The sequence below is a fragment of the Streptomyces sp. NPDC041814 genome (assembly GCF_055590565.1).
The window spans coordinates 1-25,708 of record NZ_JBVJAM010000016.1; the positions used below are offsets into that span (position 1 = coordinate 1).

The 25,708-nt window shown below is 73.5% G+C and carries 22 protein-coding genes; 14 read left to right on the forward strand and 8 right to left on the reverse strand.

Annotated features, from left to right (window positions below; translation table 11 throughout):
- Nucleotides 1-171 precede the first annotated feature (171 nt).
- Nucleotides 172-792, reverse strand: a complete 621-nt coding sequence (locus tag ACZ6C6_RS31095) for an L-threonylcarbamoyladenylate synthase (RefSeq protein WP_469207627.1) — start codon at nucleotides 790-792, stop codon at nucleotides 172-174.
- 244 nt (nucleotides 793-1,036) lie between these two features.
- On the opposite strand from ACZ6C6_RS31095, the gene ACZ6C6_RS31100 reads away from it, so the two are divergent.
- The 4 genes from ACZ6C6_RS31100 to ACZ6C6_RS31115 all read left to right on the forward strand — a co-directional run bounded on the left by ACZ6C6_RS31100 (nucleotide 1,037) and on the right by ACZ6C6_RS31115 (nucleotide 4,973).
- Nucleotides 1,037-1,483 carry a MarR family winged helix-turn-helix transcriptional regulator gene (locus ACZ6C6_RS31100; RefSeq protein ID WP_469207629.1) on the forward strand — a complete coding sequence of 149 codons (447 nt, stop codon included), beginning with the start codon at nucleotides 1,037-1,039 and terminating at the stop codon, nucleotides 1,481-1,483.
- 226 nt (nucleotides 1,484-1,709) lie between these two features.
- A complete protein-coding gene (gene tdh, locus ACZ6C6_RS31105; RefSeq protein ID WP_469207630.1) occupies nucleotides 1,710-2,738 on the forward strand; it encodes an L-threonine 3-dehydrogenase in 1,029 nt (342 codons plus the stop codon).
- A gap of 53 nt (nucleotides 2,739-2,791) precedes the next feature.
- Nucleotides 2,792-3,985: a glycine C-acetyltransferase gene (locus tag ACZ6C6_RS31110; RefSeq protein ID WP_469207632.1), complete on the forward strand. Its 1,194-nt coding sequence runs from the start codon at nucleotides 2,792-2,794 to the stop codon at nucleotides 3,983-3,985.
- An 88-nt stretch (nucleotides 3,986-4,073) separates the two neighbouring features.
- Nucleotides 4,074-4,973 carry a LysR family transcriptional regulator gene (locus ACZ6C6_RS31115; RefSeq protein ID WP_469207634.1) on the forward strand — a complete coding sequence of 300 codons (900 nt, stop codon included), beginning with the start codon at nucleotides 4,074-4,076 and terminating at the stop codon, nucleotides 4,971-4,973.
- Between the two features lie 25 nt (nucleotides 4,974-4,998).
- Here ACZ6C6_RS31115 and ACZ6C6_RS31120 read toward each other — a convergent pair whose 3' ends face one another.
- A complete protein-coding gene (locus tag ACZ6C6_RS31120; RefSeq protein WP_469207636.1) occupies nucleotides 4,999-5,385 on the reverse strand; it encodes a VOC family protein in 387 nt (128 codons plus the stop codon).
- A gap of 60 nt (nucleotides 5,386-5,445) precedes the next feature.
- On the opposite strand from ACZ6C6_RS31120, the gene ACZ6C6_RS31125 reads away from it, so the two are divergent.
- Together ACZ6C6_RS31125 and ACZ6C6_RS31130 are read left to right on the forward strand one after the other, a co-directional pair.
- Nucleotides 5,446-6,057 carry a nucleoside/nucleotide kinase family protein gene (locus ACZ6C6_RS31125; protein WP_469207637.1) on the forward strand — a complete coding sequence of 204 codons (612 nt, stop codon included), beginning with the start codon at nucleotides 5,446-5,448 and terminating at the stop codon, nucleotides 6,055-6,057.
- A 68-nt stretch (nucleotides 6,058-6,125) separates the two neighbouring features.
- Entirely contained in the window at nucleotides 6,126-7,253 is a 1,128-nt protein-coding gene (locus tag ACZ6C6_RS31130) for a M24 family metallopeptidase (RefSeq protein WP_469207638.1), read from the forward strand.
- A 6-nt stretch (nucleotides 7,254-7,259) separates the two neighbouring features.
- Here the strand turns inward: ACZ6C6_RS31130 and treZ are convergent, their stop codons facing one another.
- Both treZ and ACZ6C6_RS31140 read right to left on the reverse strand, forming a co-directional pair.
- A complete protein-coding gene (gene treZ / locus ACZ6C6_RS31135) occupies nucleotides 7,260-9,020 on the reverse strand; it encodes a malto-oligosyltrehalose trehalohydrolase (RefSeq protein ID WP_469207640.1) in 1,761 nt (586 codons plus the stop codon).
- Nucleotides 9,021-9,085: 65 nt separating this feature from the next.
- On the reverse strand, nucleotides 9,086-10,042 hold the full coding sequence (locus ACZ6C6_RS31140; protein ID WP_469207642.1) for a GNAT family N-acetyltransferase: 957 nt from the start codon (nucleotides 10,040-10,042) through the stop codon (nucleotides 9,086-9,088).
- A 165-nt stretch (nucleotides 10,043-10,207) separates the two neighbouring features.
- Here ACZ6C6_RS31140 and ACZ6C6_RS31145 point away from each other — a divergent pair, with 165 nt between their 5' ends.
- Nucleotides 10,208-10,774 (forward strand): FHA domain-containing protein, encoded by a 567-nt coding sequence (locus tag ACZ6C6_RS31145; RefSeq protein WP_469207644.1) that lies wholly within the window; start codon nucleotides 10,208-10,210, stop codon nucleotides 10,772-10,774.
- A 20-nt stretch (nucleotides 10,775-10,794) separates the two neighbouring features.
- Here the strand turns inward: ACZ6C6_RS31145 and lpdA are convergent, their stop codons facing one another.
- Nucleotides 10,795-12,216 (reverse strand): dihydrolipoyl dehydrogenase, encoded by a 1,422-nt coding sequence (gene lpdA / locus ACZ6C6_RS31150; protein ID WP_469207646.1) that lies wholly within the window; start codon nucleotides 12,214-12,216, stop codon nucleotides 10,795-10,797.
- Nucleotides 12,217-12,304: 88 nt separating this feature from the next.
- Here lpdA and ACZ6C6_RS31155 point away from each other — a divergent pair, with 88 nt between their 5' ends.
- Both ACZ6C6_RS31155 and ACZ6C6_RS31160 read left to right on the forward strand, forming a co-directional pair.
- Nucleotides 12,305-13,255 carry a LysR family transcriptional regulator gene (locus ACZ6C6_RS31155; protein ID WP_469207647.1) on the forward strand — a complete coding sequence of 317 codons (951 nt, stop codon included), beginning with the start codon at nucleotides 12,305-12,307 and terminating at the stop codon, nucleotides 13,253-13,255.
- Between the two features lie 49 nt (nucleotides 13,256-13,304).
- A complete protein-coding gene (locus ACZ6C6_RS31160) occupies nucleotides 13,305-14,291 on the forward strand; it encodes a cytochrome P450 (RefSeq protein WP_469207649.1) in 987 nt (328 codons plus the stop codon).
- A 3-nt stretch (nucleotides 14,292-14,294) separates the two neighbouring features.
- On the opposite strand, the gene treY is transcribed toward ACZ6C6_RS31160, so the two are convergent.
- Entirely contained in the window at nucleotides 14,295-16,661 is a 2,367-nt protein-coding gene (gene treY, locus ACZ6C6_RS31165; protein ID WP_469207651.1) for a malto-oligosyltrehalose synthase, read from the reverse strand.
- 92 nt (nucleotides 16,662-16,753) lie between these two features.
- Nucleotides 16,754-18,922 (reverse strand): glycogen debranching protein GlgX, encoded by a 2,169-nt coding sequence (glgX, locus tag ACZ6C6_RS31170; protein ID WP_469207652.1) that lies wholly within the window; start codon nucleotides 18,920-18,922, stop codon nucleotides 16,754-16,756.
- Between the two features lie 376 nt (nucleotides 18,923-19,298).
- Between glgX and ACZ6C6_RS31175 the strand changes: the two genes are divergently transcribed.
- Nucleotides 19,299-20,531 (forward strand): SAV2148 family HEPN domain-containing protein, encoded by a 1,233-nt coding sequence (locus ACZ6C6_RS31175; RefSeq protein WP_469207654.1) that lies wholly within the window; start codon nucleotides 19,299-19,301, stop codon nucleotides 20,529-20,531.
- A 67-nt stretch (nucleotides 20,532-20,598) separates the two neighbouring features.
- Entirely contained in the window at nucleotides 20,599-21,327 is a 729-nt protein-coding gene (locus tag ACZ6C6_RS31180) for an exonuclease domain-containing protein (protein WP_469207656.1), read from the forward strand.
- An 80-nt stretch (nucleotides 21,328-21,407) separates the two neighbouring features.
- On the opposite strand, the gene ACZ6C6_RS31185 is transcribed toward ACZ6C6_RS31180, so the two are convergent.
- Nucleotides 21,408-22,274: a phosphotransferase enzyme family protein gene (locus ACZ6C6_RS31185; protein WP_469207658.1), complete on the reverse strand. Its 867-nt coding sequence runs from the start codon at nucleotides 22,272-22,274 to the stop codon at nucleotides 21,408-21,410.
- A gap of 326 nt (nucleotides 22,275-22,600) precedes the next feature.
- On the opposite strand from ACZ6C6_RS31185, the gene ACZ6C6_RS31190 reads away from it, so the two are divergent.
- Genes ACZ6C6_RS31190 through ACZ6C6_RS31200 form a run of 3 tightly spaced genes read left to right on the forward strand, consistent with a single transcriptional unit; the run spans nucleotide 22,601 to nucleotide 25,670 of the window.
- Complete coding sequence (locus ACZ6C6_RS31190; RefSeq protein ID WP_469207660.1) at nucleotides 22,601-23,542, forward strand: carbohydrate ABC transporter permease; 942 nt, start codon at nucleotides 22,601-22,603, stop codon at nucleotides 23,540-23,542.
- Entirely contained in the window at nucleotides 23,539-24,378 is an 840-nt protein-coding gene (locus ACZ6C6_RS31195) for a carbohydrate ABC transporter permease (protein WP_450826220.1), read from the forward strand. Before ACZ6C6_RS31190 ends, ACZ6C6_RS31195 begins: the two co-directional genes overlap by 4 nt.
- A complete protein-coding gene (locus tag ACZ6C6_RS31200; protein ID WP_469207662.1) occupies nucleotides 24,378-25,670 on the forward strand; it encodes an ABC transporter substrate-binding protein in 1,293 nt (430 codons plus the stop codon). Before ACZ6C6_RS31195 ends, ACZ6C6_RS31200 begins: the two co-directional genes overlap by 1 nt.
- The last annotated feature ends 38 nt before the right edge of the window (nucleotides 25,671-25,708 follow it).

A 25,708-nucleotide genomic window follows, 5' to 3' on the forward strand; every position in this document is an offset into this window, starting at 1 on the left:
GGTGCGGGGGGGGGGGGCGGGGCCCCGGGGGGCCGGGGGGGGGCGGGGGGCCGGGGGCCCCCCCCGGGGTGGGGGCGGGGGGGGGGGGGGCCCCCCCCCCGGGGGGGGGCCCCCCCCGCGCCCGCACACCCCCCGCGGTCTTCGGCGAGGCCGCCGCGGGGGCCGGGCCGGCTACTCGAACCGCGACGTGTCCCCGGCTCCCCGCCGTACGATCTCCAGCTCGCCGCTGGAGAAGTCGATGACCGTCGTGGGCTCCGTACCGCAGTCGCCGGAGTCGATGACGATGTCCACCTCGTGGTCCAGACGCTCCTTGATCTCCCAGCCCTGCGTGAGGGGTTCGGCCTCGTCGGGCAGGAGCAGCGTGCTGGAGAGCAGCGGTTCGCCCAGCTCGGCCAGCAGGGCCTGGACGACCGGGTGGTCCGGGATCCGGACGCCGACCGTCTTCTTCTTGGGGTGCAGCAGCTGGCGCGGCACCTCCTTCGTGGCCGGCAGGATGAAGGTGTATTGGCCGGGCGTCGACGCCTTGACCGTACGGAACACGTCGTTGTCGATGTGCACGAACTGCCCGAGCTGGGCGAAGTTCTGGCACATCAGCGTGAAGTGGTGGCGGTCGTCGAGGTTGCGGATCGCCCGGATGCGGGACAGGCCGTCCCGGCTGCCGAGCTGACACCCGAGCGCGTAGCAGGAGTCCGTCGGATACGCGACGAGCGACCCGGAGCGGATGCTTTCGGCCACGTTCGTGATGGTGCGCTGCTGGGGATTTTCGGGGTGTACGTCGAAATACTTCGCCATCCGGCGAGTCTACGGCGGGGTGCGTGAACGGGCCCAGGGGAAGCGGAATGTGCGGCCCCTGGGCAGGCAGGACAACCGGTTCGAGTGGAGGCCGCCGTTCAAACCCTTCCGGCCGGTGGCGCCCAGGGCGGCATGTTGTGCATCATGCACGATGCGTGCATCGTGCACACATTCCGTGGTATATGTGTACAGAGAGGTCGCCATTCCGGTGGGGGAGGCGTACCGCAGTCGTAGGGAGCCTTGCGTGGACATGCCTGTGGACCGGATCGAGTTCGAGACGATGCTGCTCGGCCGGCACATGAGCCTGCTCACCTCGCGCGGCGGCGGGCGGCTCGACAGGAGCGCGTACATCCTGCTCAGCCGCATCCGGGCCCAGGGGCCGATGTCGATCGGCCAGCTGCACGACGCCTTCGGCCTCGACACCTCGACGCTGAACCGGCAGACCGCCGCGATGCTCCGCGCCGGTGTGGTCGACCGCATCGCCGACCCGGACGGCGGGATCGCGCGCAAGTTCGTCATCACGGACGAGGGCGAACGCCGCCTCGACAAGGACCGGGCCGAGAACCGCGAGGGGCTGCAACGGGTCCTCGCCGAGTGGACCCCGGAGGAGGCCGCCCGCTTCGCGGACGACCTGGCCCGGCTCAACCGCGACATCGAACGCCTCGACGGACGGCCCTGGCCGCGCGACTGAGCTGCCCCGTGCGCGGTGTGAAGCGGAGCTGCGGTCCCGCTTAAGAAAACCTCGATGGACCTGGGGCGCGGGGTACGGCAGATTTCTCCGTGACGGCGGAGGATGGTGCGCGGCAGCCGGTGCGAGCGCGCTGCCGAGCCGTCCCTCTCATCCTTCCCCGGGCCGCAGGCTTCCTCAGTCGTGCCCCCGGCCCGGGGAGCTCAACGCCGTACAGGGAGCCGCAGCCGTGAAGGCACTCGTGAAGCAGAAGGCCGAGCCCGGGCTCTGGCTGATGGATGTCCCCGAGCCCGAGACCGGCCCCGGTGACGTACTGATCAAGGTCCTGCGCACCGGCATCTGCGGGACCGACCTGCACATCCGCAACTACGACGGCTGGGCGCAGCAGGCCATCAGCACCCCGCTCGTCCTCGGCCACGAGTTCGTCGGCGAGGTCGCCGCGATCGGCGCGGACGTGGTCGACATCGCCGTCGGCGACCTGGTCAGCGGCGAGGGCCACCTCGTCTGCGGCAAGTGCCGCAACTGCCTGGCCGGCCGCCGCCACCTCTGCCGCTCCACGCTGGGCCTGGGCGTCGGCCGCGACGGCGCCTTCGCGGAGTACGTCGCGCTGCCCGCGTCCAACGTGTGGGTGCACCGGGTCCCGGTCGACCTCGACGTCGCCGCGATCTTCGACCCGTTCGGCAACGCCGTCCACACCGCGCTGTCCTTCCCGCTGGTCGGCGAGGACGTCCTGATCACCGGCGCCGGCCCGATCGGCATCATGGCCGCCGCCGTCGCCAGGCACGCCGGCGCCCGCAACGTCGTCATCACCGACGTCAGCGAGGCCCGCCTCGAACTGGCCCGCAAGGTCGGCGTCAGCCTGGCCCTCAACGTCGCCGATTCGACCATCGCCGACGGCCAGAAGGAACTGGGCCTGCGCGAGGGCTTCGACATCGGCCTGGAGATGTCCGGCCGCCCCGAGGCCATGCGCGACATGATCGCGAACATGACGCACGGCGGCCGGATCGCCATGCTCGGGCTCCCCGCCGAGGAATTCGCCGTCGACTGGGCCCGGATCGTCACCTCGATGATCACGATCAAGGGCATCTACGGCCGCGAGATGTACGAGACCTGGTACGCCATGTCCGTCCTGCTGGAGGGCGGCCTCGACCTCGCCCCCGTCATCACCGGCCGGTACGGCTACCGCGACTTCGAGGCGGCCTTCGACGACGCGGCGAGCGGGCGCGGCGGCAAGGTCATCCTCGACTGGACCGTCTGACCTCCCGCCCCTTCAAGGACCCTCCCCGCCCCTTCAAGGACCAAGGAACCGGCATGTTCGACTCCGTACGCGACGATCTGCGCACCACCCTCGAAGAGATCGAGGCGGCCGGGCTGCACAAGCCCGAGCGCGTCATCGGCACCCCGCAGTCCGCGACCGTGGCCGTCACCGCCGGGGGCCGCCCCGGCGAGGTGCTGAACTTCTGCGCCAACAACTACCTGGGCCTCGCCGACCACCCCGACGTGATCGCCGCCGCGCACGAGGCGCTGGACCGCTGGGGCTACGGCATGGCCTCGGTCCGCTTCATCTGCGGCACCCAGGAGGTCCACAAGGAGCTGGAGCAGCGGCTCTCCTCCTTCCTGGGCCAGGAGGACACGATCCTCTACTCCTCCTGCTTCGACGCCAACGGCGGCGTGTTCGAGACGATCCTCGGCGCCGAGGACGCGGTCATCTCCGACGCGCTCAACCACGCCTCGATCATCGACGGCATCCGCCTCTCCAAGGCCAAGCGCTTCCGCTACGCCAACCGCGACATGGCCGACCTGGAGACACAGCTCAAGGAGGCGTCCGGGGCCCGGCGCCGGCTGATCGTCACCGACGGCGTCTTCTCCATGGACGGTTACGTCGCGCCGCTGCGCGAGATCTGCGACCTGGCCGAGCGCTACGACGCCATGGTCATGGTGGACGACTCGCACGCCGTCGGCTTCGTCGGCGCCGGCGGGCGCGGTACGCCGGAGCTGCACGACGTCATGGACCGCGTCGACATCATCACCGGCACCCTCGGCAAGGCGCTCGGCGGCGCGTCCGGCGGTTACGTCGCGGCCCGCGCCGAGATCGTCGCCCTGCTGCGCCAGCGCTCGCGCCCGTACCTCTTCTCGAACTCGCTCGCCCCGGTCATCGCCGCCGCCTCGCTCAAGGTCATCGACCTCCTGGAGTCCGCCGGCGACCTCCGCGAGCGGCTCAACGCCAACACCGCGCTCTTCCGTACCCGGATGACCGAGGAGGGCTTCGACATCCTGCCCGGCGACCACGCCATCGCCCCCGTCATGATCGGGGACGCGGCGAAGGCAGGCCGGATGGCGGAGCTGCTCCTGGAGCGCGGTGTGTACGTGATCGGGTTCTCGTACCCGGTCGTCCCCCAGGGCGCGGCACGCATCCGCGTCCAGCTCTCCGCGGCGCACTCCACGGAGGACGTGAACCGCGCGGTGGACGCGTTCGTCGCGGCGCGCGCCGAGCTGGAGGGCTGAGGGGCGGACCCAGGACGGTCGCGGGGGCGGTCAGGGCGCCCCCGCGACCCGGGCCGGCGTTCCCCCACGACCTGGGACAATAGGTCGCATGATCGATGCCCGGCGGCTGCGCGTCCTGCGTGCCGTGGCGGACCACGGCACGGTGACCGCCGCGGCCGCCGCCCTGTACCTGACCCCGTCCGCCGTCTCCCAGCAGCTCGCCGCCCTGGAGCAGGAGACCGGCCACCGGCTGGTCGAACGCGGCTCCCGGGGCGCCCGCCTCACCCCGGCCGGCGAGATCCTGCTCACCCACACCAACGCGGTCCTGGCCCAGCTGGAACGGGCGGAGGCCGAGCTCGCCGCGTACGGCTCGGGCGAGGCCGGTACGGTCACGGTCGCCGCGTTCGCCACCGGCATCGGGCTGGTGCTCGCCCCCGCCATCGCCGCGCTGAGCCGGACCGCCCCCGGCATCAAGGTCCGCGTCCAGGACGCCGAGGGCGACGCGAGCGTCCCCATGGTCCTGGACCGGCAGGTCGACGTCGCCGTCGCCGTCGAGTACCGGGGCGCGCCCGGCGAGGACGACCGCCGGCTCACCCGCGTCCCCCTCTACTCGGAGCCGTTCGACGCGGTGCTCCCGGTGGGGCACCGGCTGGCCGGCCAGGAGCAGGTGGCCGTCGCCGAGCTGGCCAAGGACGCCTGGATCGGGCCCTACCCCGGCAACCCCTGCCACGACGTGGTGGTCCTGGCCTGCGAGTACGCCGGATTCGCGCCGAATCTCGAACACTCCTCGGACGACTTCCACGCGGTCGTCGCCCTCGCCGGAGCGGCCGCCGGAGTGGCCCTGGTGCCGCGCACCGCCCTGAGCGGCATGCCCCTGACCGGCGTGGTGGTCCGCCCGGTACGCGGAACCGCCCCCACCCGCCGGGTCTTCGCGGCGGTGCGCCGGGGGGCCGAGGCCCACCCGCTGATCGCCCCGGTCCTGGAGGCGCTGGCGGGCGCGGCGGGCTGAGGGGAGCCGCCCGCAGGCGCCCCGGTCACGCCGGCTGGAGCAGGTCCCAGCGGTTGCCGTACAGGTCCTCGAAGACCGCGACCGAGCCGTACACCTCGTGGCGCGGCTCCTCCAGGAAGCGCACCCCGGCCGCCGTCATCCGGGCGTGGTCGGCCGCGAAGTCCTCGGTGTGCAGGAAGAAGCCGACCCGGCCGCCGGTCTGCGCGCCGACGCTCGCCGCCTGGGCCTCGTCCTTGGCGCGGGCCAGCAGCAGCCCCGTGCCCTCGGTGCCCTGCGGGCGCACCACCACCCAGCGCGAGCCGTCGCCCCGGTCGGTGTCCTCGACCAGCTCGAAGCCGAGGGCGCCGGTGTAGAAGGAAAGGGCTTCGTCGTAGTCGCGGACGACCAGCGTGACCAGGGCGATGTGGGCCATGGGACTCCTCGGGGCACGGTCGGGGGGAGGGACAACGGCCCCGGACGCGACACTATCGGCATGGACCTCCCCGACCTCACCGCCCGCGCGCACCGGCTCGCCCGCACTGGGGGACGGCGCGTCCTCGGCATCGCCGGGCCGCCCGGAGCCGGCAAGTCGACCCTGGCCGCGCGGATCACCGACGCGCTCGGCCCGCTCGCCGTCCTCGTGCCCATGGACGGCTTCCACCTGGCCCAGGCGGAGCTCCAACGCCTCGGCCGGGCCGGTCGCAAGGGCGCGCCCGACACCTTCGACGCGGCCGGGTACGTAGCCCTCCTGCACCGGCTGCGCGCCCCCGAGCCCGGCACCGTCGTCTACGCCCCCGCCTTCGACAGGTCCCTGGAGGAACCGGTCGCCGGAGCGGTCCCCGTACCGCCCGACGTCCCGCTCGTCGTCACCGAGGGCAACTACCTGCTGTACGGCGACGGCCCCTGGGCCCCGGTGCGCGCGCTGCTGGACGAGGCGTGGTACCTGGATCCGGACGACGCGGTGCGCGTCCCCCGGCTCGTCGCACGGCATGTGCGGTACGGGAAGGACCGGGCCGAGGCCGAGCGCTGGGTGGCCCGGTCCGACGAGGCCAACGCCCGGCTCGTCGCGGCCGGGCGGGACCGGGCCGACCTCGTCGTCCGGTGACCCGCTCGCGCGCGCACCGGCGGGCGGGCAGGATGGGAGGGCCGTTCCGCGCCGTCAGGAGGATCCGCATGCCCACGAACCAGCCCGTGCCGTTCACCGCCGACGACTACCGGGCCAGGATGGCGCGGGCCGCCGAGAGCGCCGCCGCGGCCGGGCTCGCCGGGGTCCTCGTCGCGCCGGGCCCCGACCTGGTGTACCTGACGGGCTACCAGCCGACCGCGATCACGGAACGCCTCACCCTCCTCGTCCTCGCGGCCGGCCACGACCCCGTGCTCGTCGTGCCGACGCTGGAGGCGCCGGACGCGGCGAAGGCCGTCGGCGCCCCGGCCCTGACCCTGCGCGACTGGACGGACGGCAAGGACCCGTACGAGGTCACCGCCCCGCTGCTCGACGCCCGGGGCCGGTTCGGGATCAGCGACAACGCCTGGGCGATGCACCTGCTCGGCCTCCAGCAGCGGCTGCCCGACAGCTCGTACTCCTCGCTCACCCAGGCGCTCCCGATGCTGCGCGCGGTGAAGGACGCCCACGAGCTGGAACGGCTCGCCGCCGCGGGGGCCGCCGCCGACGCCGCGTACGAGGAGATCCTGAAGGTCCGCTTCTCCGGCCGGAAGGAGACCGACGTCGCCGCCGACCTGGCCCGGCTGCTCACCGAATACGGGCACTCCCAGGTCGACTTCACCGTCGTAGGCTCCGGCCCCAACGGCGCCAACCCGCACCACGAAGCCGGTGACCGCACCATCGAGCGGGGCGACATGGTCGTCCTCGACTTCGGCGGCCTCAAGCACGGCTACGGCTCCGACACCTCCCGCACCGTCCACGTCGGCGAGCCCAACGCCGAGGAGCAGCGGGTCCACGACATCGTGCGCGAGGCGCAGCAGGCGGGCTGCGCGGCGGTGCGCCCCGGCGTCGCCTGCCAGGAGATCGACCGGGCCGCCCGCGCCGTCATCACCGAGTTCGGCTACGGGGAACGCTTCATCCACCGCACCGGCCACGGCATCGGCGTCACCACCCACGAACCGCCGTACATGATCGAGGGCGAGGAGCAGCCGCTCGTGCCCGGCATGTGCTTCTCGGTGGAGCCCGGCATCTACCTGCCGGGCCGGTTCGGCGTCCGCATCGAGGACATCGTGACCGTCACCGAGGACGGCGGGCGCCGCCTGAACGCCACCGCCCGCGAACTGGCGATCGTGGAGTAGGGCCGGTCAGTCGTCCGCGAGGACCACGCAGGACTCCGGCGGCAGGCGCAGCATCCCGTCCGGGCCCGGCGGGTCCACCGGCAGCCACGCCGCGAGGACCCGGCCGGGACCGCCCCGGTGCCGCCCGTTGCCCAGCGGGATCGCGGCCGGCTCCGCGTCGAGGTTGACCGCGATCCGCAGGTCGCCCCGGCGCACCGCGAGCCACCGCGCCCCGTCGTCGTACGCGGCCCTGACGCTCGCCAGGTCCGGGTCGCGCAGGTCCGGCAGGGTGCGGCGCAGGGCGATCAGCTCGCGGTACCAGGCGTACAGCCGGGCGTGCGGCTCGTGGTGGAGCTCGTCCCAGTCCAGGCAGGAGCGGGCCCGGGTGGCAGGGTCCTGCGGGTCCGGGATGTCCTCCTCCGCCCAGCCGTGCGCCCCGAACTCCCGCCGCCTGCCCGTCCGTACGGCCTCCGCCAGCTCCGGGTCCGTGTGGTCGGTGAAGAACTGCCACGGGGTGCGGGCGCCCCATTCCTCGCCCATGAACAGCATCGGCGTGAAGGGGCCGGTCAGCACGAGCGCCGCCGCGCAGGCCAGCAGCCCGGGGGAGAGGGAGGCGGCGAGCCGGTCGCCGAGCGCCCGGTTGCCGATCTGGTCGTGGGTCTGGGCGTAGCCGACGAAGCGGTGGGCGGCGCTGCGGGTGACGTCGACCGGGCGGCCGTGCGTACGGCCCCGGAAGCTGGAGTACGTGCCGTTGTGGAAGAAGGCGCTGGTCATCGTCTTGGCCAGGCCGGCCAGCGGGGCGGCCGCGAAGTCCGCGTAGTAGCCCTGCGACTCACCGGTGAGCGCGGTGTGCAGGCAGTGGTGGAAGTCGTCGTTCCACTGCGCGTGGAGCCCGAGCCCGCCCTCCTCGCGCGGGGTCGTGGTGCGCGGGTCGCACAGATCGGACTCCGCGATCAGCGGCAGCGGGCGCCCGAGCTCGGCGGCGAGCGCGTCGGCCCCGGCGGACAGCTCCTCCAGGAAGGTCAGCGCCCGGGTGTCGGCCAGCGCGTGCACCGCGTCGAGCCGCAGCCCGTCGAGCCGGTAGTCCCGCAGCCAGGCGAGCGCGCTGCCCAGCAGGTACGCCCGCACCTCGTCGGAGCCCGGTGCGTCCAGGTTGACCGCCGCGCCCCACGGGGTGTGGTGCGTCTCGGTGAAGTACGGGCCGAACGCGGGGAGGTAGTTCCCGGACGGGCCCAGGTGGTTGTGGACGACGTCCAGGACGACGGCCAGCCCGAGGCCGTGCGCCGCGTCGACGAAGCGCTTGAGCCCTTCGGGCCCGCCGTACGGCTCGTGGACGGCCCACAGCGACACGCCCTCGTACCCCCAGCCGTGCACCCCGGGGAACGGGCACACCGGCATCAGCGACACATGGGTGACGCCCAGCTCCGCGAGATGGCCGAGCCGGGCCGCCGCCGCGTCGAACGTGCCCTCGGCGGTGAACGTGCCGATGTGCAGCTCGTACAGGACCGCGCCCGGCAGCTCGCGCCCCGCCCACTCGGACCGCCAGGTGTACGCGGCGTGGTCGACCACCGCCGACTCGCCGTCGGGGCCGTCCGGCTGGCGGCGCGAGCGGGGGTCGGGGCGCACGGGACCGCCGTCGAGGGCGAAGCCGTAGCGGTCGCCGTCCGCGGCCTCCGCCTCGGCGGTCCACCAGCCGGGCCGGTCCGGATCGGGCTCCATGGGCCGCGGTTCGCCCGCCAGCCGCAGCACGGCCGACCCCGCATCGGGTGCCCATACTTCGAACAACATGCAGCACTCCCTCGCTCCCGGGCCCGGTCGCCCCGGCCCATGGTGCTACGGAGGCGAGGCGCCCGTCAGTCGTCCCACACCATGTCGAAGGCGCGCTCGAAATTGACGTAGCCCAGCCGGGCGAACGCCTTCGCCATCGGCACGTTGCCCAGGTCCGTCGCCGCCCGGACGCGCTCCACGCCGTCCTGCGCGGCCAGTATCCGCGTCCCCTCGGCGAGGATGTCGTCGATGTGGCCGTGACCGCGGTGGGCGGGCAGCACCCCGATGTACGCGATGATCGGGTTGTAGTCGTTGCGGGCCGGGATCACGAAGCCCACGGGCTCGCCGGCCGGAAGCTCCGCGACACGCCACCACTCCCGGGGCGTCGCGTACCCGGCCAGCTCCTCGTCGTAATGCTTCTCGGCGGCCTGACGCGGCGTCAGCCCGGACGCCAGGTCCTGCTTCCCGTGCGCGTCGAGGGTGCCCTCCATCACCGGCGTCATCAGCGCGAGCAGATCCTCGCGCCCCGCCACCGGCCGGAACCGCAGCCGCCCGGTCGGGGCGGGCACCTCGGTCCCGGCGCGCCACTCCAGGCGCAGGCGCTCCACGAGCATCCGGGCCCCGGTGCGCTCCATGACCCGGATCCGGGCCTCGACGGCCTCACGGACGGCCGGGTCCTCACGCCAGTCGGCCGGCACGAACCGCCCGTACTCGGGGCGCGGCGCTCCGGCCGGAACGACGGCGGCGGTCGCCGTCTCGACCAGCCGCAGCCCGGCCTCCTCGCGCTCCGCGGGCGGCAGGGTGTCGTCCAGGTCGAAGAAGTCGAGCAGCAGCGGTGCCGCGCCGTCCCTGCTCCACCAGGCGATGCGCGCCACCACGCGGTCGCCGCGCAGTGCCACCCACATCCATTCCGGGCGGCGGCGGCCCGTGTCGAGATCGTCGGCCAACTCGTGGTCGAGGACGTAGGAGAGACCGAGGAAGAGTTTCAGCTCCTCGGGGCCGGTCAGCGGACGGATGGTCAGGTCAAGCGGTGCGTCGGGCACTGAGCTCCAAAGGCGAAGGGGGCGCGTCACGGCGGTGTCCGGACGGCAGCGGCCGACCCTAGCAACGTTCCGTACGGGCCGCCCCCGGTTATCCGGTGCAGGTCAGAGTGGCGGAAAGCGGGGTCCTTCTGGACACCCCGGGGCCGTCGGACCGACAATCGAGCCGTGACGTCCCCGTTCGAGTACCACACGCCCACCGCGCGCCTGTCCGACGCGCAGCGCGACCGTGTTCTCGTCGTGCTCAGGGAGGGCGCGGCGCAGGGCAAGCTCTCCCAGGACACCTTCATGCGGCGCATGGAGGTGGCGCTGACGACGAGCCGCCCCGAGGAGCTGGAGGCGCTCACCAAGGACCTTGAGCGCGAAGGCCGTTGGTCGCGGCAGCTGCTGCGTGTGGTCGGCGGGGTCTCCGGCTTTCCCGAGCGGGTCCGCCGGGCCTGGCGGGCGGAGCGCCTGCCCAAGCTGCTGCTGCCCGCCCCCAGCCCGCACCCGCTGCTCATCGGCCGCGACCCGGGCAACGGACTGCGCCTCACCCACGAGACCGTCTCCCGGATGCACGCGGAGCTGACCGCGCACGGCGACCGCTGGCTGCTGCGGGACCTCGGCTCGACCAACGGCACCTGCGTCAACGGGCAGCGCGTCACCGGCACGGTCCCGGTGCGCGAGGGGGACCAGGTGAGCTTCGGCCGCATGATGTTCCGCCTCTCCGCACCGGCGCTCCGGCCGCCCGCGTAGCCGTTCGGACCGGGCCGCGCTCACGCCTGTCGGTGCAGTCCCCGGCCCGCCAGGGTGAGGAACGATTCGCCGATCGCCTCGGAGAGCGTCGGGTGCGGGTGGATGTGCCGGGCCACGTCGAAGGGCTCCGCGTCCCAGCCGACGATCAGCTGGGACTCGGCGATCATCTCCGATACGTGCGGCCCGACCAGATGCACGCCGAGCACCCGTCCGTCCCGCTCCGCGACCACCTTCACCATGCCGCCCTGGCCGTGCACCATGCCCTTCGCGACGGCCGTCAGCGGCATGGTGTTCACCACGACGTCGTGGCCCGCCTCGCGCGCCGCCGCCTCGGACAGCCCCACCGCCGCCGTCTGCGGTGCCGAGTACGTGACCCGGGGCACCGCGTCGTAGTCCACCGCCGTCGTACGGAGCCCCGCCAGGGCCTCCGCGACCAACAGCCCCTCCGCGAACGAGGCGTGGGCGAGCCCGGGGGACGGCGGCGGCAGCAGATCGCCGACCACGTGGATGCCCGGTACCGAGGTCTCCAGCCGCGACCAGTCCGCCGGTGTCACGTACCCCCGCTCATCGACGGCCGGCCCGGCGGCCGCGAGCCCGAGCCCGTCCGTCACCGGGACCCGGCCCACGGCCACCAGCAGCCGCTGGGCCTCGACGGTCCTGGTCTCGCCGCGCGGGGCACGCAGCGTGGCCCGTACGCCGTCGTCCAGGAGCACGGCCTCCAGCAGCCGCGTCCCGGTCCGCACGTCGACGCCCCGCTTCTTCAGCCCCCGGGTCAGATGGCGGGACACATCCGCGTCCTCCAGCGGAACCAGTCGGTCCGCCGCCTCCACCAGGGTCACCCGCGCCCCCATCGACCGGTGCAGCGAGGCGTACTCCACCCCGATCGCGCCGCCGCCCAGCACCAGCACCGACTCCGGGAGGCCGGGCGCGAACAGGGCGTCGTCACTGGTCACCACCCGCCGTCCGTCCGCCGCCAGGCCCGGCAGCGTCCGGGGCCGGGAGCCGGTCGCCAGCACGATGCCGCGCCGGGCGGCCACCTCCCCGTACCCCTCGATCCGCACCGTGCGCGGACCGGTCAACCGGGCGCTCCCCGCGACCACTTCGACGCCGGCGTGCGCCAAGTGCGCCTGCACGCCCCGGTGGTTGCGGGCCACGATGTCGTCGCGGGTGGCGGCCAGCTCCGGCCAGTCGACCGAATCGAGGACCGCCTTCACGCCCCATCGCTCCCGCGCCTCCGCGATGCCGTCGACCAGTTCGGCCGCGTGCAGCATCGCCTTGCTCGGGACGCAGCCCCGGTGCAGACAGGTCCCGCCCACCTTGTCGCGCTCCGCGAGCACCACGGCCAGGCCGAGCCCCGCCGCCCGCAGCGCCGTCGAATAGCCCCCGGTACCGCCGCCGATGACGACGACGTCGGCTTCCCCCACCCGCTGGTCCTGTGTCATGGCTCCCACCCTCCGCCCGGTCCTTGCCATGAGTCCAAGGCAATGTTTGTGTGGTTTCCATGCACGGAGCTCATAGGACGAGGGCGCGATGAGCCTGCGGCAGATGGAGTACTTCCTCACCGTGGTCGAGGAGGCGTCCTTCACCCGGGCCGCCGACCGGCTCCACGTCACCCAGCCCGCGCTCTCCCACCAGATCAAGGCCCTGGAGCGGGCCGTGGGAGGGCCCCTGCTCGAACGGCTGCCGCGCGGGGCGCGGCTGACCGCGATGGGCCGGGCCTTCCTGCCGCACGCCGAACGCTCCGTGCGCAGCGCCGCCCAGGCCCGCCGTGCCGCGCGCGCCGCCGCCGGTGCGCAGGGCGGGGAACTCCACATCGCCACCGTCCACGCCATCGCCGTCGGCATCCTCCCGGACGTCTTCGCCCGCTGGCGGACCGCCCACCCCGGCGTCGCCCTCGTCCTGCACGAGTACGCCACCACCGAGGCACTGGAGGACCGGATCGAACGGGGCACCGCCGACCTGGCCGTCGGCCCGCCGCCCACCCGCTGGACCGGCCCGGTCGTCCCCGTCGGCACGGAGGACATCGTCCTCGTCGCCCCCTTCGACGACCCCCTCGCCGGGCGGGCGTCGGTCCGCCTCCAGGAGCTCGCCGACCGCTTCTGGGTGCGCTGCGCCATGGAACCGCTCGTGGACGGGACGCCCTTCATCGACTGGGCCTGCGCCCGGGCCGGCTTCCGCCCCCGTACGGCGGTGCGCACCGAGCACACCTCGACGGCGGTGCGCATGGCGGCGGCCGGGGTCGGCGTCGCCACCGCCCCCGCCCACGTCGTCCGGGGCGCGGTCGGCGAGGACTGCGCCCTGCTCACCGTGGACCCGGCCTGGCGGCGCGAGCTCGCCGTCTTCTCGCGCGTCCCGCTGACCGGCGCGGCCGCCGCGTTCACCGAACTCCTGGCCGAAGCCCGGAGCGCCTGCGACACGCCCACCGTGTCACCCGGACGGGCGCGCGCCGACTGCGAAGCGACCGTTCAGGTGATGCCCTGAGGGGGACCGCGCCGTCCACCGGCGTACCGACTCGCCCGGGGGAACCGCCATGCAGGCAGACGCGCCCCGAGACATACCGGCCCCGACGACCTCGCCCGAGCCGCGAGGCCACGCCACCCGTTCCGCCAGGTCCCGCAGGCCCTGCACCGGGCCCAGCCTCCTCGCGCGGGGCGCGGCCCGGGACCCGTACCGCTTCTACCGGATGCTGCGCGAGCAGTACCCGCTCAGCTACGACGCGCCCCTCGGCGCCTGGCTGGTCAGCCGGTACGACGATGTGACCCTCGCCCTCGCCGACCCCCGGTTCACCGGCTTCCCGCAGGACGGGGCGCCCCGGGGCGGGCCCGCACCGCTCGGGCTGTGCCACGGCAGCCCCCGCTGCCTGCCCGCCGACCGCTACACCGTCGTGACCGGCACCGTCCCGGACGGGCTCGCCGAGCGCATGGAGCGCACCGCCTATGTGCTCGCCCGGCGGATCGCCCGCTCCTCCCGGGCCGACCTGGTCGAGGAGTTCTGCCGCTGGCTGCCCGCCGCACCGGCCGGCGACGGGCCCTGCGCCCGGGACACCGCCCTGCGCCGGACCGTGCTCGCCTCGCTCCTCGCCAGTCTGCTGGACGACCCCGACCTGCTGGCAGCCCTGCGCATCGAACCCGCGCTCACCGGCCGGGCCTGGACCGAGTCGCTGCGCCGCGACCCGCCGGTCCAGGTCGTCCTGCGCCGCACGGTCACCGAGGTCGCCCTCAGCGGCGGCACCCTCCCCGCGCGGGCCCCCGTCGCCTGCCTCGTCGGGGCGGCCGCGCGCGACCCCGGGCGGTTCGCGGCCCCGGACACGTTCGACCCGTTCCGCCCGGACCAGGACCGCACGCTGCCCGGCCCGGCGGGCTGCCCGGCCGTGGCGCTCAGCCGCCTGGAGGCCGAACAGGGGCTGCGCGCCCTGCTCGACGCGATGCCCCGGCTCCGCTGGGCGGAGGGCTTCCGGCCGGCCGCCACGGGCCTGCTCACCCGGGGCCCGCGCTCGCTGCTCGTCCGGCCGGGCTGAGCCTCACCCCCGTACCAGCAACGCCACCGGCCGGTCCGCGAACAGCTCCGCCACCTCCACCGTGCCGCCGGTGAACTCCCTGCCCGGCGTGAGGAGATCCCGCCACACGCCCTCGTCGGGCAGGGCCAGCCGTGTCCCGCGCCAGCCGCCCGACTCCGCGAGCCGCAGCGACAGCCGGGTCACCGCCGTAACGACCTCGCCGGACCGGCAGAAGGCCACGCAGTGCGAGGCCGCCGGACCCGAGGCGCGCAGCGGGGCGTACGTGCCCGACTCGCCGAACACCGCCGCCCGCTCCCGCCGCAGCCGCAGCGCGACCCGTGTCAGCTCCGCCTTCTCGTCGGCGGGCGCGTCCGGCGACGGCTCCGTGAACGGCCGCCGGTTGTCCGGGTCGACCAGCGCCAGATACGCGCGTTCGGTGCCCTGGTAGAGGTCCGGCACACCGGGCATCGTCAGGTGCACCAGGGCCGCGCCCAGCGACTGCGCCCGCACATGGGCGGCGAGCGGGGCGGCGAACTCCTCCACCAGGGACCGCACCGGACCGGTGTCCGCGGCGGGCCCGGCGGCGACGAAGTCCGACGCCATCCGCTCGTACACCGGGTCGGGCTCGGTCCAGCTCGTGAAGAGGCCCGACTCGCGCACCGCCTTCAGCAGCGCCGGTTCCAGCCGCGCAGCCCGCTCACCCGCCGGAATCCCCGCGCAGCCGACCGCCGTCTGCCACGCCTGCCAGGCCAGCTGCGGATCGGGCGCGGCCTGGGCGGACCGGCCGAGCCCCGCGACCAGACCCGCCCACCGCCCCGGGCACTGCGAGAGCACCGCGATGCTGGCCCGCACGTCCGCGCTGCGCTTCGTGTCATGCGTCGTCAGCGCCGTCCCGGTGGCGGGCCAGTCGCGGGCGAGCCGGGTGCAGAAGGCGTGGAAGTCCTCCGGCCCGACCGCAGGGTGGCCCGGGTCGCCGCCCACCTCGTTCGCCGAGACCAACGGCAGGTAGCGGTAGTACGCGGTGTCCTCGACCGCCTTCGCCCGCAGCGCGGACGACGTCTGGGCGAACCGGGCGCAGAACGCCGCCCGGTCCGCGCCGCCACCGAGCCGCCCGAGCGCCAGGTCCCGCACCACGTCGACCGCCAACGCCTCCTCACGCACGGCGAACACCGCCTTGGCGTCGCTCACCGTCGTCGCGTCGAGCGTCGCCTCGGCCGCTTCGGAGCAGGGGCCGCCCGCCGTGACGTACGGACGGTAGACCGGGACGCGTACCAGCAGCTCGCGGATGGCGGTGCGCAGCGCCCAGGGGGCGTGGTCGCGCAGCGCGGGGTCCGCGGCGCAGATCCGCGCGGCGAGGCGGGTCAGCAGCTCCGTCTCCGCCGCCAGTTCATGGGTGACGACGCGGTACGCGGCCCGGCGCACGGTCGCCGTCCAGTATCCCCCCCGGTCGCCGGCCGGGGACGCGGCCTCGCGGTAGTGGCCCAGCAGCTCGGCGGCGCCCTGGGGGTCGGTGAAGAGGCCGTCGATCCGGTACAGCGCGTCGTAGCCCGTGGTCCCGGCGACGGGCCAGCCGGCCGGCAGCCGTTCTGAACCGGTGAGGATCTTCTCCACCACCGTCCACACTCCGCCGCTCTCCCCGGAGAGCCGTTCCAGATAGCCGGCCGGGTCGGCGAGACCGTCCGGGTGGTCGATCCGCAGGCCGTCGACCACCCCGTCCCGGACCAGTTCGAGGATCTTGCCGTGGGTGGCGGCGAAGACCTCCGGGTCCTCCACCCGCACCCCGATGAGGTCCGAGATGGTGAAGAACCGCCGGTAGTTCAGCTCGGTACGGGCCAGCCGCCACCAGCCGAGCCGGTAGTGCTGGGCGTCCAGCAGTTCGGGGAGCGGGAGGTGGGCGGTTCCTTCGCGGAGCGGGAACTCCTGCTCGCCGTAGCGCAGCACCTCGCCGTCGACCCGCATCCGCTCCATCTCGTCGCCGACGCGGCCGCCGAGCACCGGCAGCAGCATCCGCCCGTCGCCGGCCGCCCAGTCGATGTCGAACCAGCTGGCGTACGGGGACTCCGGGCCCGCGCGCAGCACCTCGCGCAGGGCGTGGTTGTGGACGGGGTCGGCCGCCATGTGGTTGGGCACGATGTCCAGGACCAGGCCGAGGCCGTGCTCCCGCGCGGTGCGCGCGAGCCGCCGCAGCCCTTCCTCACCGCCCAGCTCGGCCCGGACCCGGCCGTGGTCGGTGACGTCGTAGCCGTGCCGGGACCCCGGCACGGCTTCGAGGACCGGGGAGAGGTGCAGATGGGAGACGCCGAGCGAGGCGAGGTACGGCACGGCGTCCTCGGCGGCGCGGAACGGGAACTCCGGCTGGAGCTGGAGCCGGTACGTGGCGGTAGGCGTCATGGGAACCTTCGTACCCACATAGGGGCCGCCTGTGTCACCGAGCGCGGCACAAGGGCACGACGGGGTGACACGGGCGGCCCCGCGCGGACCGGTCAGGCCGGTCGTTGCAGCACCACCATGCTCCGGCCCACCAGCGTCACCCGATCGCCCGCCGCCACCTTCGGCCCGGCCCCGGGCAGCACTCCGGCCGGGCGCGCGGTGTCCACGACGGCGTGCCACTGCCGGCCGTGGTTGACCGGCACCGCGAATTCCAGGGTCTCGGCGCTCGCGTTGAACATCAGCAGGAACGAGTCGTCGGAGATCCGCTCCCCGCGCGGCCCCGGCTCCGAGATGGCGTGCCCGTTCAGGAAGACGGTCAGGGCCTTGGCGTGGGCGGCCTGCCAGTCCCGCTGGGTCATCTCCTGCCCCTCGGGCGTGAACCAGGCGATGTCGGAGAGCTCGTCGTGCGTGCCCTCCACCGGGCGGCCGTGGAAGAACCTGCGGCGGCGGAAGACCGGGTGGTCGCGGCGCAGCCACACCATCGCCCGGGTGAACTCCAGCAGGCTCATGTCCTGGGGCCCGCCGCCCGGCCCGTCGTCCTCGTCCTCGCCGTCCGCGCCCACCGCGGCGGCCGGCTCCGGCCAGTGCACCCACGACAGTTCGTTGTCCTGGCAGTAGGCGTTGTTGTTGCCCTGCTGGGTACGCCCGAACTCGTCGCCGTGGCTGAGCATCGGCACGCCCTGCGACAGCATCAGCGTGGCGATGAAGTTGCGCATCTGACGCTCGCGGAGCTCCAGCACCTCGGGCCGGTCCGTCTCGCCCTCGGCGCCGCAGTTCCAGGACCGGTTGTGGCTCTCGCCGTCCCGGTTGCCCTCGCCGTTGGCCTCGTTGTGCTTGTCGTTGTACGAGACCAGGTCGTGCAGCGTGAAGCCGTCGTGGCAGGTGGTGAAGTTGATCGAGGCCAGCGGACGCCGCCCGTCGTCCTGGTACAGGTCGGACGACCCGGTCAGCCGCCCGGCGAACTCGGCCAGCGTCCGGGGCTCGCCCCGCCACAGGTCGCGGACCGTGTCCCGGTACTTGCCGTTCCACTCGGTCCACAGCGGCGGGAAGTTCCCCACCTGGTAGCCGCCCTCGCCCACGTCCCACGGCTCGGCGATCAGCTTGACCTGGCTGACCACCGGGTCCTGCTGCACCAGGTCGAAGAACGACGACAGCCGGTCCACCTCGTGGAACTGCCGGGCCAGCGTGGCCGCCAGGTCGAAGCGGAAGCCGTCCACGTGCATCTCGGTCACCCAGTACCGCAGCGAGTCCATGATCATCTGGAGCACGTGCGGCGACCGCATGAGCAGCGAGTTCCCGGTGCCCGTGGTGTCCATGTAGTAGCGCTGGTCGTCGGTCAGCCGGTAGTACGAGGCGTTGTCCAGGCCCCGGAACGACAGCGTGGGCCCCAGGTGGTTGCCCTCGGCGGTGTGGTTGTAGACCACGTCGAGGATGACCTCGATGCCCGCCTGGTGCAGGGCGCGCACGGCCTGCTTGAACTCCAGCACCTGCTCGCCCCGGTCGCCCCAGGAGGCGTAGGCGTTGTGCGGGGCGAAGAAGCCGATCGTGTTGTAGCCCCAGTAGTTGGCGAGCCCCGCGTCCGCCAGCCGGTGGTCCTGGACGAACTGGTGCACCGGCATCAGTTCGATCGCCGTGACGCCCAGCTCCGTCAGATGGGCGATGATCTCCGGATGCGCCAGCCCGGCGTAGGTGCCGCGCAGCTCCTTCGGCAGCCCCGGATGGAGCATCGTCAGGCCCTTCACATGGGCCTCGTAGATCACCGTGCGGTGGTAGTCCGTACGGGGGCGCCGGTCGTCGCCCCAGTCGAAGTACGGGTTCACCACGACCGAGGTCATGGTGTGCGGGGCGGAGTCGAGGTCGTTGCGCGCGTCCGGCTTCCCGAACGGATAGCCGTACACCGCCTCCCCCCACGTGATCCGCCCGGACACCGCGCGGGCGTACGGGTCCAGGAGCAGCTTGGCGGAGTTGCACCGGATGCCCCGCTCCGGCTCGTACGGGCCGTGCACGCGGAAGCCGTAGCGCTGACCGGGCATCACCCCGGGCAGATACGCGTGCCGGACGAACGCGTCGGTCTCTCTCAGCTCCACCGCCGTCTCGGAACCGTCGTCGTGCAGCAGGCACAACTCGATTCGGTGGGCGGCCTCCGAGAAGACCGCGAAATTGGTCCCGGCGCCGTCGTACGTGGCACCGAGCGGGTACGCCTGTCCCGGCCACACCTGCATGGATTCGACTCTTCCCGTCCTGCCGCCGTCGCCCTGGGGGATGCGGGCCGCCTCTCCCCGGGGCCTGGGCCCCGGCCCAGATCTTCCCCGAAAGAGCGCCCCCGACCTAGGACGTCGGCCCGTCGGTCAACCTCGTGCCTCTCCGCGTCGCCCGGAACCGGCCTCCGGCCGGTCCCACGTCCGAGCTGTCCGGTTCGCACCCCGGCTGGGGTGTTTAATCCCTATGAATCCGCTCACTCCCGTCGAAGCCGTCAACCGGAACAGGTTTGATTCCATGGGGAGTTGGTAAAGGAGCCTGCGCATCCGGCTGCACCGGCTCCCGCTCCCGGAGTACCCTTCCTTGATCGTTGGTGGGGGAGTGGAAGGCGGTGCGTGGGTGAGCTCGGGAGGGTTCGAGCTGCCCCCGGGTGACGCGGGTCACGAGGGGGACGTGGCCGAGGTCCCGCCCGGGGCGGTCTCGCTGGCGCAGCCCCTGGAGATCGGTGCGGAGCTGGACTGGGGCGCCGATGCCTGGAGCGAGGTGCGCACGCGCGCCCAGCGGGCCGGGCGCGCCTATATCTGGCTGAATCTCGTCGAACAGCGGCTCCGCGCCGTCGTGGCGGCGGTGCTCCGGCCGATCTACGAGCCCGTCCACGGCGAGGACTGGGTGGTGGCCGCCGCCGGGCCCGCCGGACAGGAGTGGGTGCAGCGCGCGGTCGCCGTGCGCGAGGTCTCCCGCCGCAAGGGCTATCTGCTCGACCCGGCCGACGACAACGTCCTCAGCTTCCTCACCCTGCCCCAGCTCCGCGAGCTGATGGTCCAGCACTGGCCGTGCTTCGAGCCGTACTTCGACGACCGCCGCGATGTCGAACTGGCGCTCGACGAGCTGGAGGTCACCCGCAACGTCGTCTCCCGCAACCGCGCGCTCAACGAGGCGGTGCTCGCCCAGGCCGAGCGGGCCTCCGCCCGGCTCCTGGAGATGCTGGGCAGCGGCGCGGGGGTGCCGTCCGCGGACCGGCTCCCGGTCGACGCGGTCGAGGAACTGGTCGGCGACCGGTACGCGGACGTGGTCTCCGTCCACTCCGACCGGGTGCGCCTCCAGCGGCAGCTGCCCGCCGAGGACCTGTTCGGCGGCGCCCGCAGGCTCGACGCGATCGGCATCGGGCTCAACCTGCTGGTGCAGAACTTCTCCGGACGCCGCCTCATCCGGCTCGCCGAGTCGGGCTGCCGGATCCGGCTGCTCTTCATCAACCCGGCCAGCAGCGCCGTCAAGCGCCGCGAGCGGGAGCTCGGCCTGAAGAAGGGCGAGCTGAGCCGGTCCGTCGAGATGAACATCCTGCACACCCGCCGGGTGCGCGCCAAGCTCCGCGACCCGGACGCCTTCCAGATCCACGTCTTCGACGAGACCCCGCGCTTCACGGCCTACCTGGTGGACGGCGACGGGGCCGACGCGGTCGGGGTCGTCCAGACCTATCTGCGCCGGGCGCGCGGCATGGAGGCGCCGGTGCTGGTGCTGCGCGGCGGCGGGCGTGCGGTGGTCCGTGCGGGGCAAGGGTACGAGCACGGGCTGTTCGAGACGTACCGCGAGGAGTTCGAGTCGGTGTGGACGGACTCCCGGCCGGTCTCCTGAGCGGCGTTGTCAGTGGCCCGTGCGAGGGTGGTCGTCATCCGGGGGAGCACCATGAAGGAGGTACGGGATGAGCTGGCACCGGCACACGCTGGTCGGCTTCGATCTGGAGACGACGGGGACCGACCCGCTGGAGGCCCGGATCGTCACGGCCGCGGTCATCGCGGTGGACGACCGGGACGGTGAGCCGGTGGCCCGGCACACCTGGCTGGCCGATCCGGGCATCCGCATCCCGGCCCAGGCGTCCGCGATCCACGGCATCAGCAGCGAGCGGGCGGCGGCGGAGGGCCGCCCCGCGCGCGAGGTGGCCGACGAGATCGCCGACACGCTCGTCGGCTACTGGCGCCGGGGCGTCCCGGTCGTCGCGTACAACGCCGCGTTCGACCTGACGCTGCTCACCGCCGAGTTGCGCCGCCACGGACTGCCCCCGCTCGCCGACCGGCTGGGCGGCGCGCCCGTCGGCCCCGTCATCGACCCCTACACCATCGACCGGGCGGTCGACCGCTACCGCAAGGGCAAGCGGAATCTGGAGGCGGTCTGCGTCGAGTACGGCGTGGTGCACGGCGGGGCCCACGACGCGGCGGCCGACGCCCTGGCCGCCGTCCGCGTGGCGTACGCGATAGCCGCCCGCCACCGCACCGTGGCCGAACTCCCGGCGCCCGCGCTGCACGACCGCCAGATCACGTGGCACGCGGAGTGGGCGGCGGACTTCCAGAACTTCCTCCGCCGCAAGGGCACTCCGGACGCGGTGGTGGACGGCCAGTGGCCGGTGCGGGAGCCGGTGCGCACGACCGCCTGACGGTGGGCGTCACGCCGTCCGCGTGGGTCCTCGATCGCCGGGCGGGCTTGCTTGTGCCGGTGCCGTCTCCTGCCCGCGGCTCAGAACGGATACCACCGCACCGAGGAGTCGCCCTCCCGCAGGGACGCCACCCGGCGCCGGAACTCCGCGAGAGCCGCCGCATTCGAGGGCGCGTGCTGCGCCACCCACGCACAGCTCGCCGTCTCCCGCGCCCCCCGCAGCACCCCGCACCCGTCCCACTCCCGCACGTCCCACCCGTACGCCCCGGTGAACGCGTCGTACGCCTCGGCCGCCAGCCCGTACCGGTCGCGGGACAGCGCGAGGACCACCAGATCGTGTTCGCGCAGGTCGGCGGAGAAGGTCTCCAGGTCCACCAGGACCGGCCCGTCCGCACCGACATGGACGTTGCGCGCCAGCGCGTCCCCGTGGATCGGCCCCGGCGGCAGATGCGGGACCAGCGCCGCGGCCGCCGCCGCGAACCCGTCGCGCCGCTCGCGCAGAAACGCCGCGTCGGCCGGATCGATCGCGTCGCCCGCCAGCCGCAGCCACCGCTCGACGCCGCCCAGCAGTTCCCGGCGCGGCAGCGCGAAGTCCTCCGGCGCGGGCAGCGCGTGGACGGCGGTCAGCAGCGGGGCCAGATCGCGCGGCTCGGCGGGCCGCACCGCCTCGGGCAGCCGGTGCCACACGGTCACCGGATGGCCCCCGACCAGCCGGGCGCCGTCCTCGGCGGCCCGCACGGCGGGGACGCCGGACGTCGCGAGCCACCGGGCGACGGCCACCTCGCGCTCGGCGCGTTCCAGCAGCTCGGGGTGGCGCGCGGCGTCCCGGCCGACCTTGATCACGAGGCCGTCGGCCGTGAACACCGCGTTCTCGCCGAGCGCCAGCAGTTCCGCGCCCCCGGGGAACCCGGCGGCGGCCAGCACCTCGCGCGCTTCCATCTCGTTCATGGTCCGATTTTCGCATCCGTGCAGGTTGCCTTGACGAACCGGCGGCCCGTCAGCACGATGACGGAGGCCACCTGAGCGGCCAGAACGGCAAGAAGCCGATCGAACGACGCAAAGGGGGCCCAGGGCCTTTCGTTTGGATCATGCCGGGCTCGCGGGCTCTGGCACCGCACCTCGCGGCGTTGTCGTCAATCACCAACGCTCCTTCCCCAAGTTCTCGGCTGCGCTCGAACAGGGGAGACCCCATCTGTCTCAATCCTCCGCCTTGCGATGCACGGCACCAGAGCCCGCTCCCTGATCCGGCCTGACCCAAACGAAAGGCCCTACGCATGACATTGGCGAGTGCAACGGTACGGACCGGGCGCCACGGGCCGCCCGGCAAGCGCACCGACGGACGGCTCGACCGGGGTGCCGGGACCTGGTTCCTGGTGCTCCCCGCGCTCATCCCGATCCTGGTCCTGAGCGTCGGCCCCCTGCTCTACGGCATCGCGCTGGCCTTCACCGACGCCCAGTCCGGCCGCACCCGCGCCACGCAGTGGACCGGCACCCTGAACTTCCAGGACCTGCTGCACGACGGGCTGTTCTGGGAGTCCTTCAGGATCGGCCTGGTGTGGGCGGTCGGCGTCACCGTCCCGCAGTTCGTACTGGCCCTCGGCCTCGCCCTGCTGCTCAACGAGAACCTGCGGATGCGCTGGCTGGCCCGGGCGCTGGCGATCATCCCGTGGGCGATGCCCGAGGTCGTCGTCGGCATCATGTGGCGCCTCGTCTACAACCCGGACGCCGGCATCCTCAACGAGACCATCCGCGACCTCGGGCTCGGGGACGGCCGGGACTGGCTCACCGGGCTCGCGACCGCGCTGCCCGCCGTGATCGTCGTCGGCGTCTGGTCCGGGATGCCGCAGACCACGGTCGCCCTGCTGGCTGGGCTCCAGAACACCCCGCACGAACTCCACGAGGCCGCCGCGCTGGACGGGGCGGGTGCCTGGCGCCGGTTCCGCACGGTGACCTGGCCCGCCATCAGGCCGGTGGCCCTCTCCATCACCGCGCTCAACTTCATCTGGAACTTCAACTCGTTCGCCCTGGTCTACGTCCTGACCAACGGCGGCCCCGGCGGCCGCACCCGGCTGCCGATGCTCTTCGCGTACGAGGAGGCGTTCCGCTACGGACAGTTCGGCTACGCCGCCGCGATGGGCTGTGTGATGGTCGCCGTGATCTCCGTGATCCTCGCCGTGTATCTCGCCGGGCGGCTCAGGGGAGGCGACGACCGATGAGCATGCGTACCAAGCGGTCCGTGCGCGCCGGGCAGTACGCGGCGCTGCTGTGCTACCTGGTCTTCCTGGCGTTCCCGTTCCTGTGGCTGATCTCCACCGCCTTCAAGCCCGCTCCCGAGCTCGGTTCCCTGCATCCGACCTGGATTCCGCAGCACCCGACGCTGGACAACTTCCGGCAGGCGTTCGACGAGCAGCCGCTGCTGCGGGCCACCGCCAACTCGCTGATCGCCGCGCTCTCGGCCGGGCTGATCGCGGTCCTGATCGCGACGCCGATGGCCTATGTGATGGCCCGCCACCGCACCCGCCTCGCCACCGCCGCCACCGGCTGGGTCGTGGTCAGCCAGGCGTTCCCCTTCGTCCTGCTGATCATCCCGCTCTTCCTGGTCCTGAAGAACCTGCACCTGATCAACACCCTCTGGGGCCTGATCCTGGTCTACGTGGTGTGGGCGCTGCCCTTCGCGCTCTGGATGCTCGTCGGCTACGTACGGGCCGTGCCGCGCGAGCTGGAGGAGGCGGCGGCGGTCGACGGGGCCGGGCGGCTGCGCACGCTGGTCTCGGTCACCGCCCCGCTCCTGGCCCCCGGGATCGTCGCCACGGCCCTCTTCGCGTTCATCACCGCGTGGAACGAGTTCTTCTTCGCGCTCGTCCTCCTCAAGACTCCGGAGAAGCAGACGTTGCCCGTCGTACTGACCCACTTCCTCGGCGCCGAGGGCGCCAGCGACCTCGGACCGCTCGCCGCCGCCGCGTTCCTCGCCACCCTCCCCTCGCTCGTGCTGTTCGCGGTGATCCAGCGGCGGATCACCGGCGGCATGCTGGCCGGGGCGGTGAAGAACTGATGCGCGCGCTGGTACGTACGGCAGCCGCGGCGGCCACCGCGCTCGCCCTGCTGCTCACCGGCTGCGGTGGGGGCGGTGACGGCGAGGCGGACGGGAAGATCACCCTCCGCTTCCAGTCGCTGGCCTGGCAGAAGGAGTCCGTCGACATCAACAAGCAGCTGGTGAAGGAGTGGAACGCGGCCCACCCCGACATCCGGGTCGAGTACGTCCAGGGCAGCTGGGACAGCGTCCACGACCAGCTCCTCACCTCCTTCGAGGGCGGCGAGGCGCCCGACATCATCCACGACGCCTCCGACGACCTCGCCGACTTCGCGTACGGGGGCTATCTCGCCGACCTCCGCCCCCTCCTCCCGGACGCCCTGAAGGAGGGCATCCCGCGCAACAGCTGGGAGACGGCCACCTTCGACGGCGGGGTCTACGGCGTGCCCTTCCTCCAGGAGCCCCGGGTCCTGATCGCCAACGCCAAGATCCTCAAGGCGTCCGGAGTCCGCATCCCCACCCCCGGGAAGCCGTGGAGCTGGGCGGAGTTCCGGCAGGTGACCGCGGAGCTGACCGGCGAAGGCCGCTACGGGGTCGCCTGGCCGCTCAAGGAGCCGGTCTCCGTCACCCTCAACCTCGGCCTCTCGGCGGGCGGCGAGCTCTTCCACCGGGGCGCCGACGGCAGGGTCACCGTCGCGATGGGGGAGGGCGACCAGGTCGTCCCGGGCACCATCCACGACCAGGTCAACACCGACCACAGCGCCGCCCGCACCGCGCTCGGCATGGGCGGCGGCGACACCCTGCCCGGCTTCTTCGGCGGCAAGTACGCGATGGTGCCGCTCGGCTTCTCGTACCGCCAGCAGATCGTGGAGCAGGCGCCGAAGGGCTTCGAGTGGACGGTGCTCCCCGCCCCGGCGGGCCGCGGCGGACTGGCCCAGGGAGTGAGCCCGCAGACCCTGTCCGTCGCCGAGGACAGCCCGCACAAGAAGGAGGCCGTGGAGTTCATCGACTTCCTGCTGCGCCCCGCCAACATGGTGCGCCTCGCCAAGGGGGACTGGATGCTGCCCACCGGCACCGAGGCGCTGGCCGATCCCTCCCTGCACACCGCGGACCGGGGCTGGGCGACCGGCGCCGCGCTCGCCGCTTCGCTGCGGTCCGCCCCGGCCCAGTCGGTGCGCGGCTACCCCGAGTGGAAGGACAAGGTGGCGACACCCGCGCTCCAGGAGTACTACAGCGGGGCGATCGACGCGGCCGGGCTGAAGAAGCGTCTGGTGACCGACGGCAACCGGGTCCTGGCCCGCTACCAGCGCTGAACGGCGTGTGCCCTCCGCCCGGTGGTCCGGGCGGAGGG

What these genes read in the sequence shown, in the direction of transcription:
- ACZ6C6_RS31155 (WP_469207647.1), top strand. Translation starts at nt 12,305, where the DNA reads ATGAGCCTGCGGCAGATGGAGTACTTCCTCACCGTGGTCGAGGAGGCG.
- ACZ6C6_RS31185 (WP_469207658.1), bottom strand. Translation starts at nt 22,274, where the DNA reads ATGAACGAGATGGAAGCGCGCGAGGTGCTGGCCGCCGCCGGGTTCCCC.
- ACZ6C6_RS31115 (WP_469207634.1), top strand. Translation starts at nt 4,074, where the DNA reads ATGATCGATGCCCGGCGGCTGCGCGTCCTGCGTGCCGTGGCGGACCAC.
- ACZ6C6_RS31125 (WP_469207637.1), top strand. Translation starts at nt 5,446, where the DNA reads ATGGACCTCCCCGACCTCACCGCCCGCGCGCACCGGCTCGCCCGCACT.
- ACZ6C6_RS31110 (WP_469207632.1), top strand. Translation starts at nt 2,792, where the DNA reads ATGTTCGACTCCGTACGCGACGATCTGCGCACCACCCTCGAAGAGATC.
- ACZ6C6_RS31195 (WP_450826220.1), top strand. Translation starts at nt 23,539, where the DNA reads ATGAGCATGCGTACCAAGCGGTCCGTGCGCGCCGGGCAGTACGCGGCG.
- ACZ6C6_RS31190 (WP_469207660.1), top strand. Translation starts at nt 22,601, where the DNA reads ATGACATTGGCGAGTGCAACGGTACGGACCGGGCGCCACGGGCCGCCC.
- lpdA (WP_469207646.1), bottom strand. Translation starts at nt 12,216, where the DNA reads ATGACACAGGACCAGCGGGTGGGGGAAGCCGACGTCGTCGTCATCGGC.
- ACZ6C6_RS31160 (WP_469207649.1), top strand. Translation starts at nt 13,305, where the DNA reads ATGCAGGCAGACGCGCCCCGAGACATACCGGCCCCGACGACCTCGCCC.
- treY (WP_469207651.1), bottom strand. Translation starts at nt 16,661, where the DNA reads ATGACGCCTACCGCCACGTACCGGCTCCAGCTCCAGCCGGAGTTCCCG.
- ACZ6C6_RS31095 (WP_469207627.1), bottom strand. Translation starts at nt 792, where the DNA reads ATGGCGAAGTATTTCGACGTACACCCCGAAAATCCCCAGCAGCGCACC.
- ACZ6C6_RS31200 (WP_469207662.1), top strand. Translation starts at nt 24,378, where the DNA reads ATGCGCGCGCTGGTACGTACGGCAGCCGCGGCGGCCACCGCGCTCGCC.
- ACZ6C6_RS31180 (WP_469207656.1), top strand. Translation starts at nt 20,599, where the DNA reads ATGAGCTGGCACCGGCACACGCTGGTCGGCTTCGATCTGGAGACGACG.
- glgX (WP_469207652.1), bottom strand. Translation starts at nt 18,922, where the DNA reads ATGCAGGTGTGGCCGGGACAGGCGTACCCGCTCGGTGCCACGTACGAC.
- ACZ6C6_RS31130 (WP_469207638.1), top strand. Translation starts at nt 6,126, where the DNA reads ATGCCCACGAACCAGCCCGTGCCGTTCACCGCCGACGACTACCGGGCC.
- treZ (WP_469207640.1), bottom strand. Translation starts at nt 9,020, where the DNA reads ATGTTGTTCGAAGTATGGGCACCCGATGCGGGGTCGGCCGTGCTGCGG.
- ACZ6C6_RS31120 (WP_469207636.1), bottom strand. Translation starts at nt 5,385, where the DNA reads ATGGCCCACATCGCCCTGGTCACGCTGGTCGTCCGCGACTACGACGAA.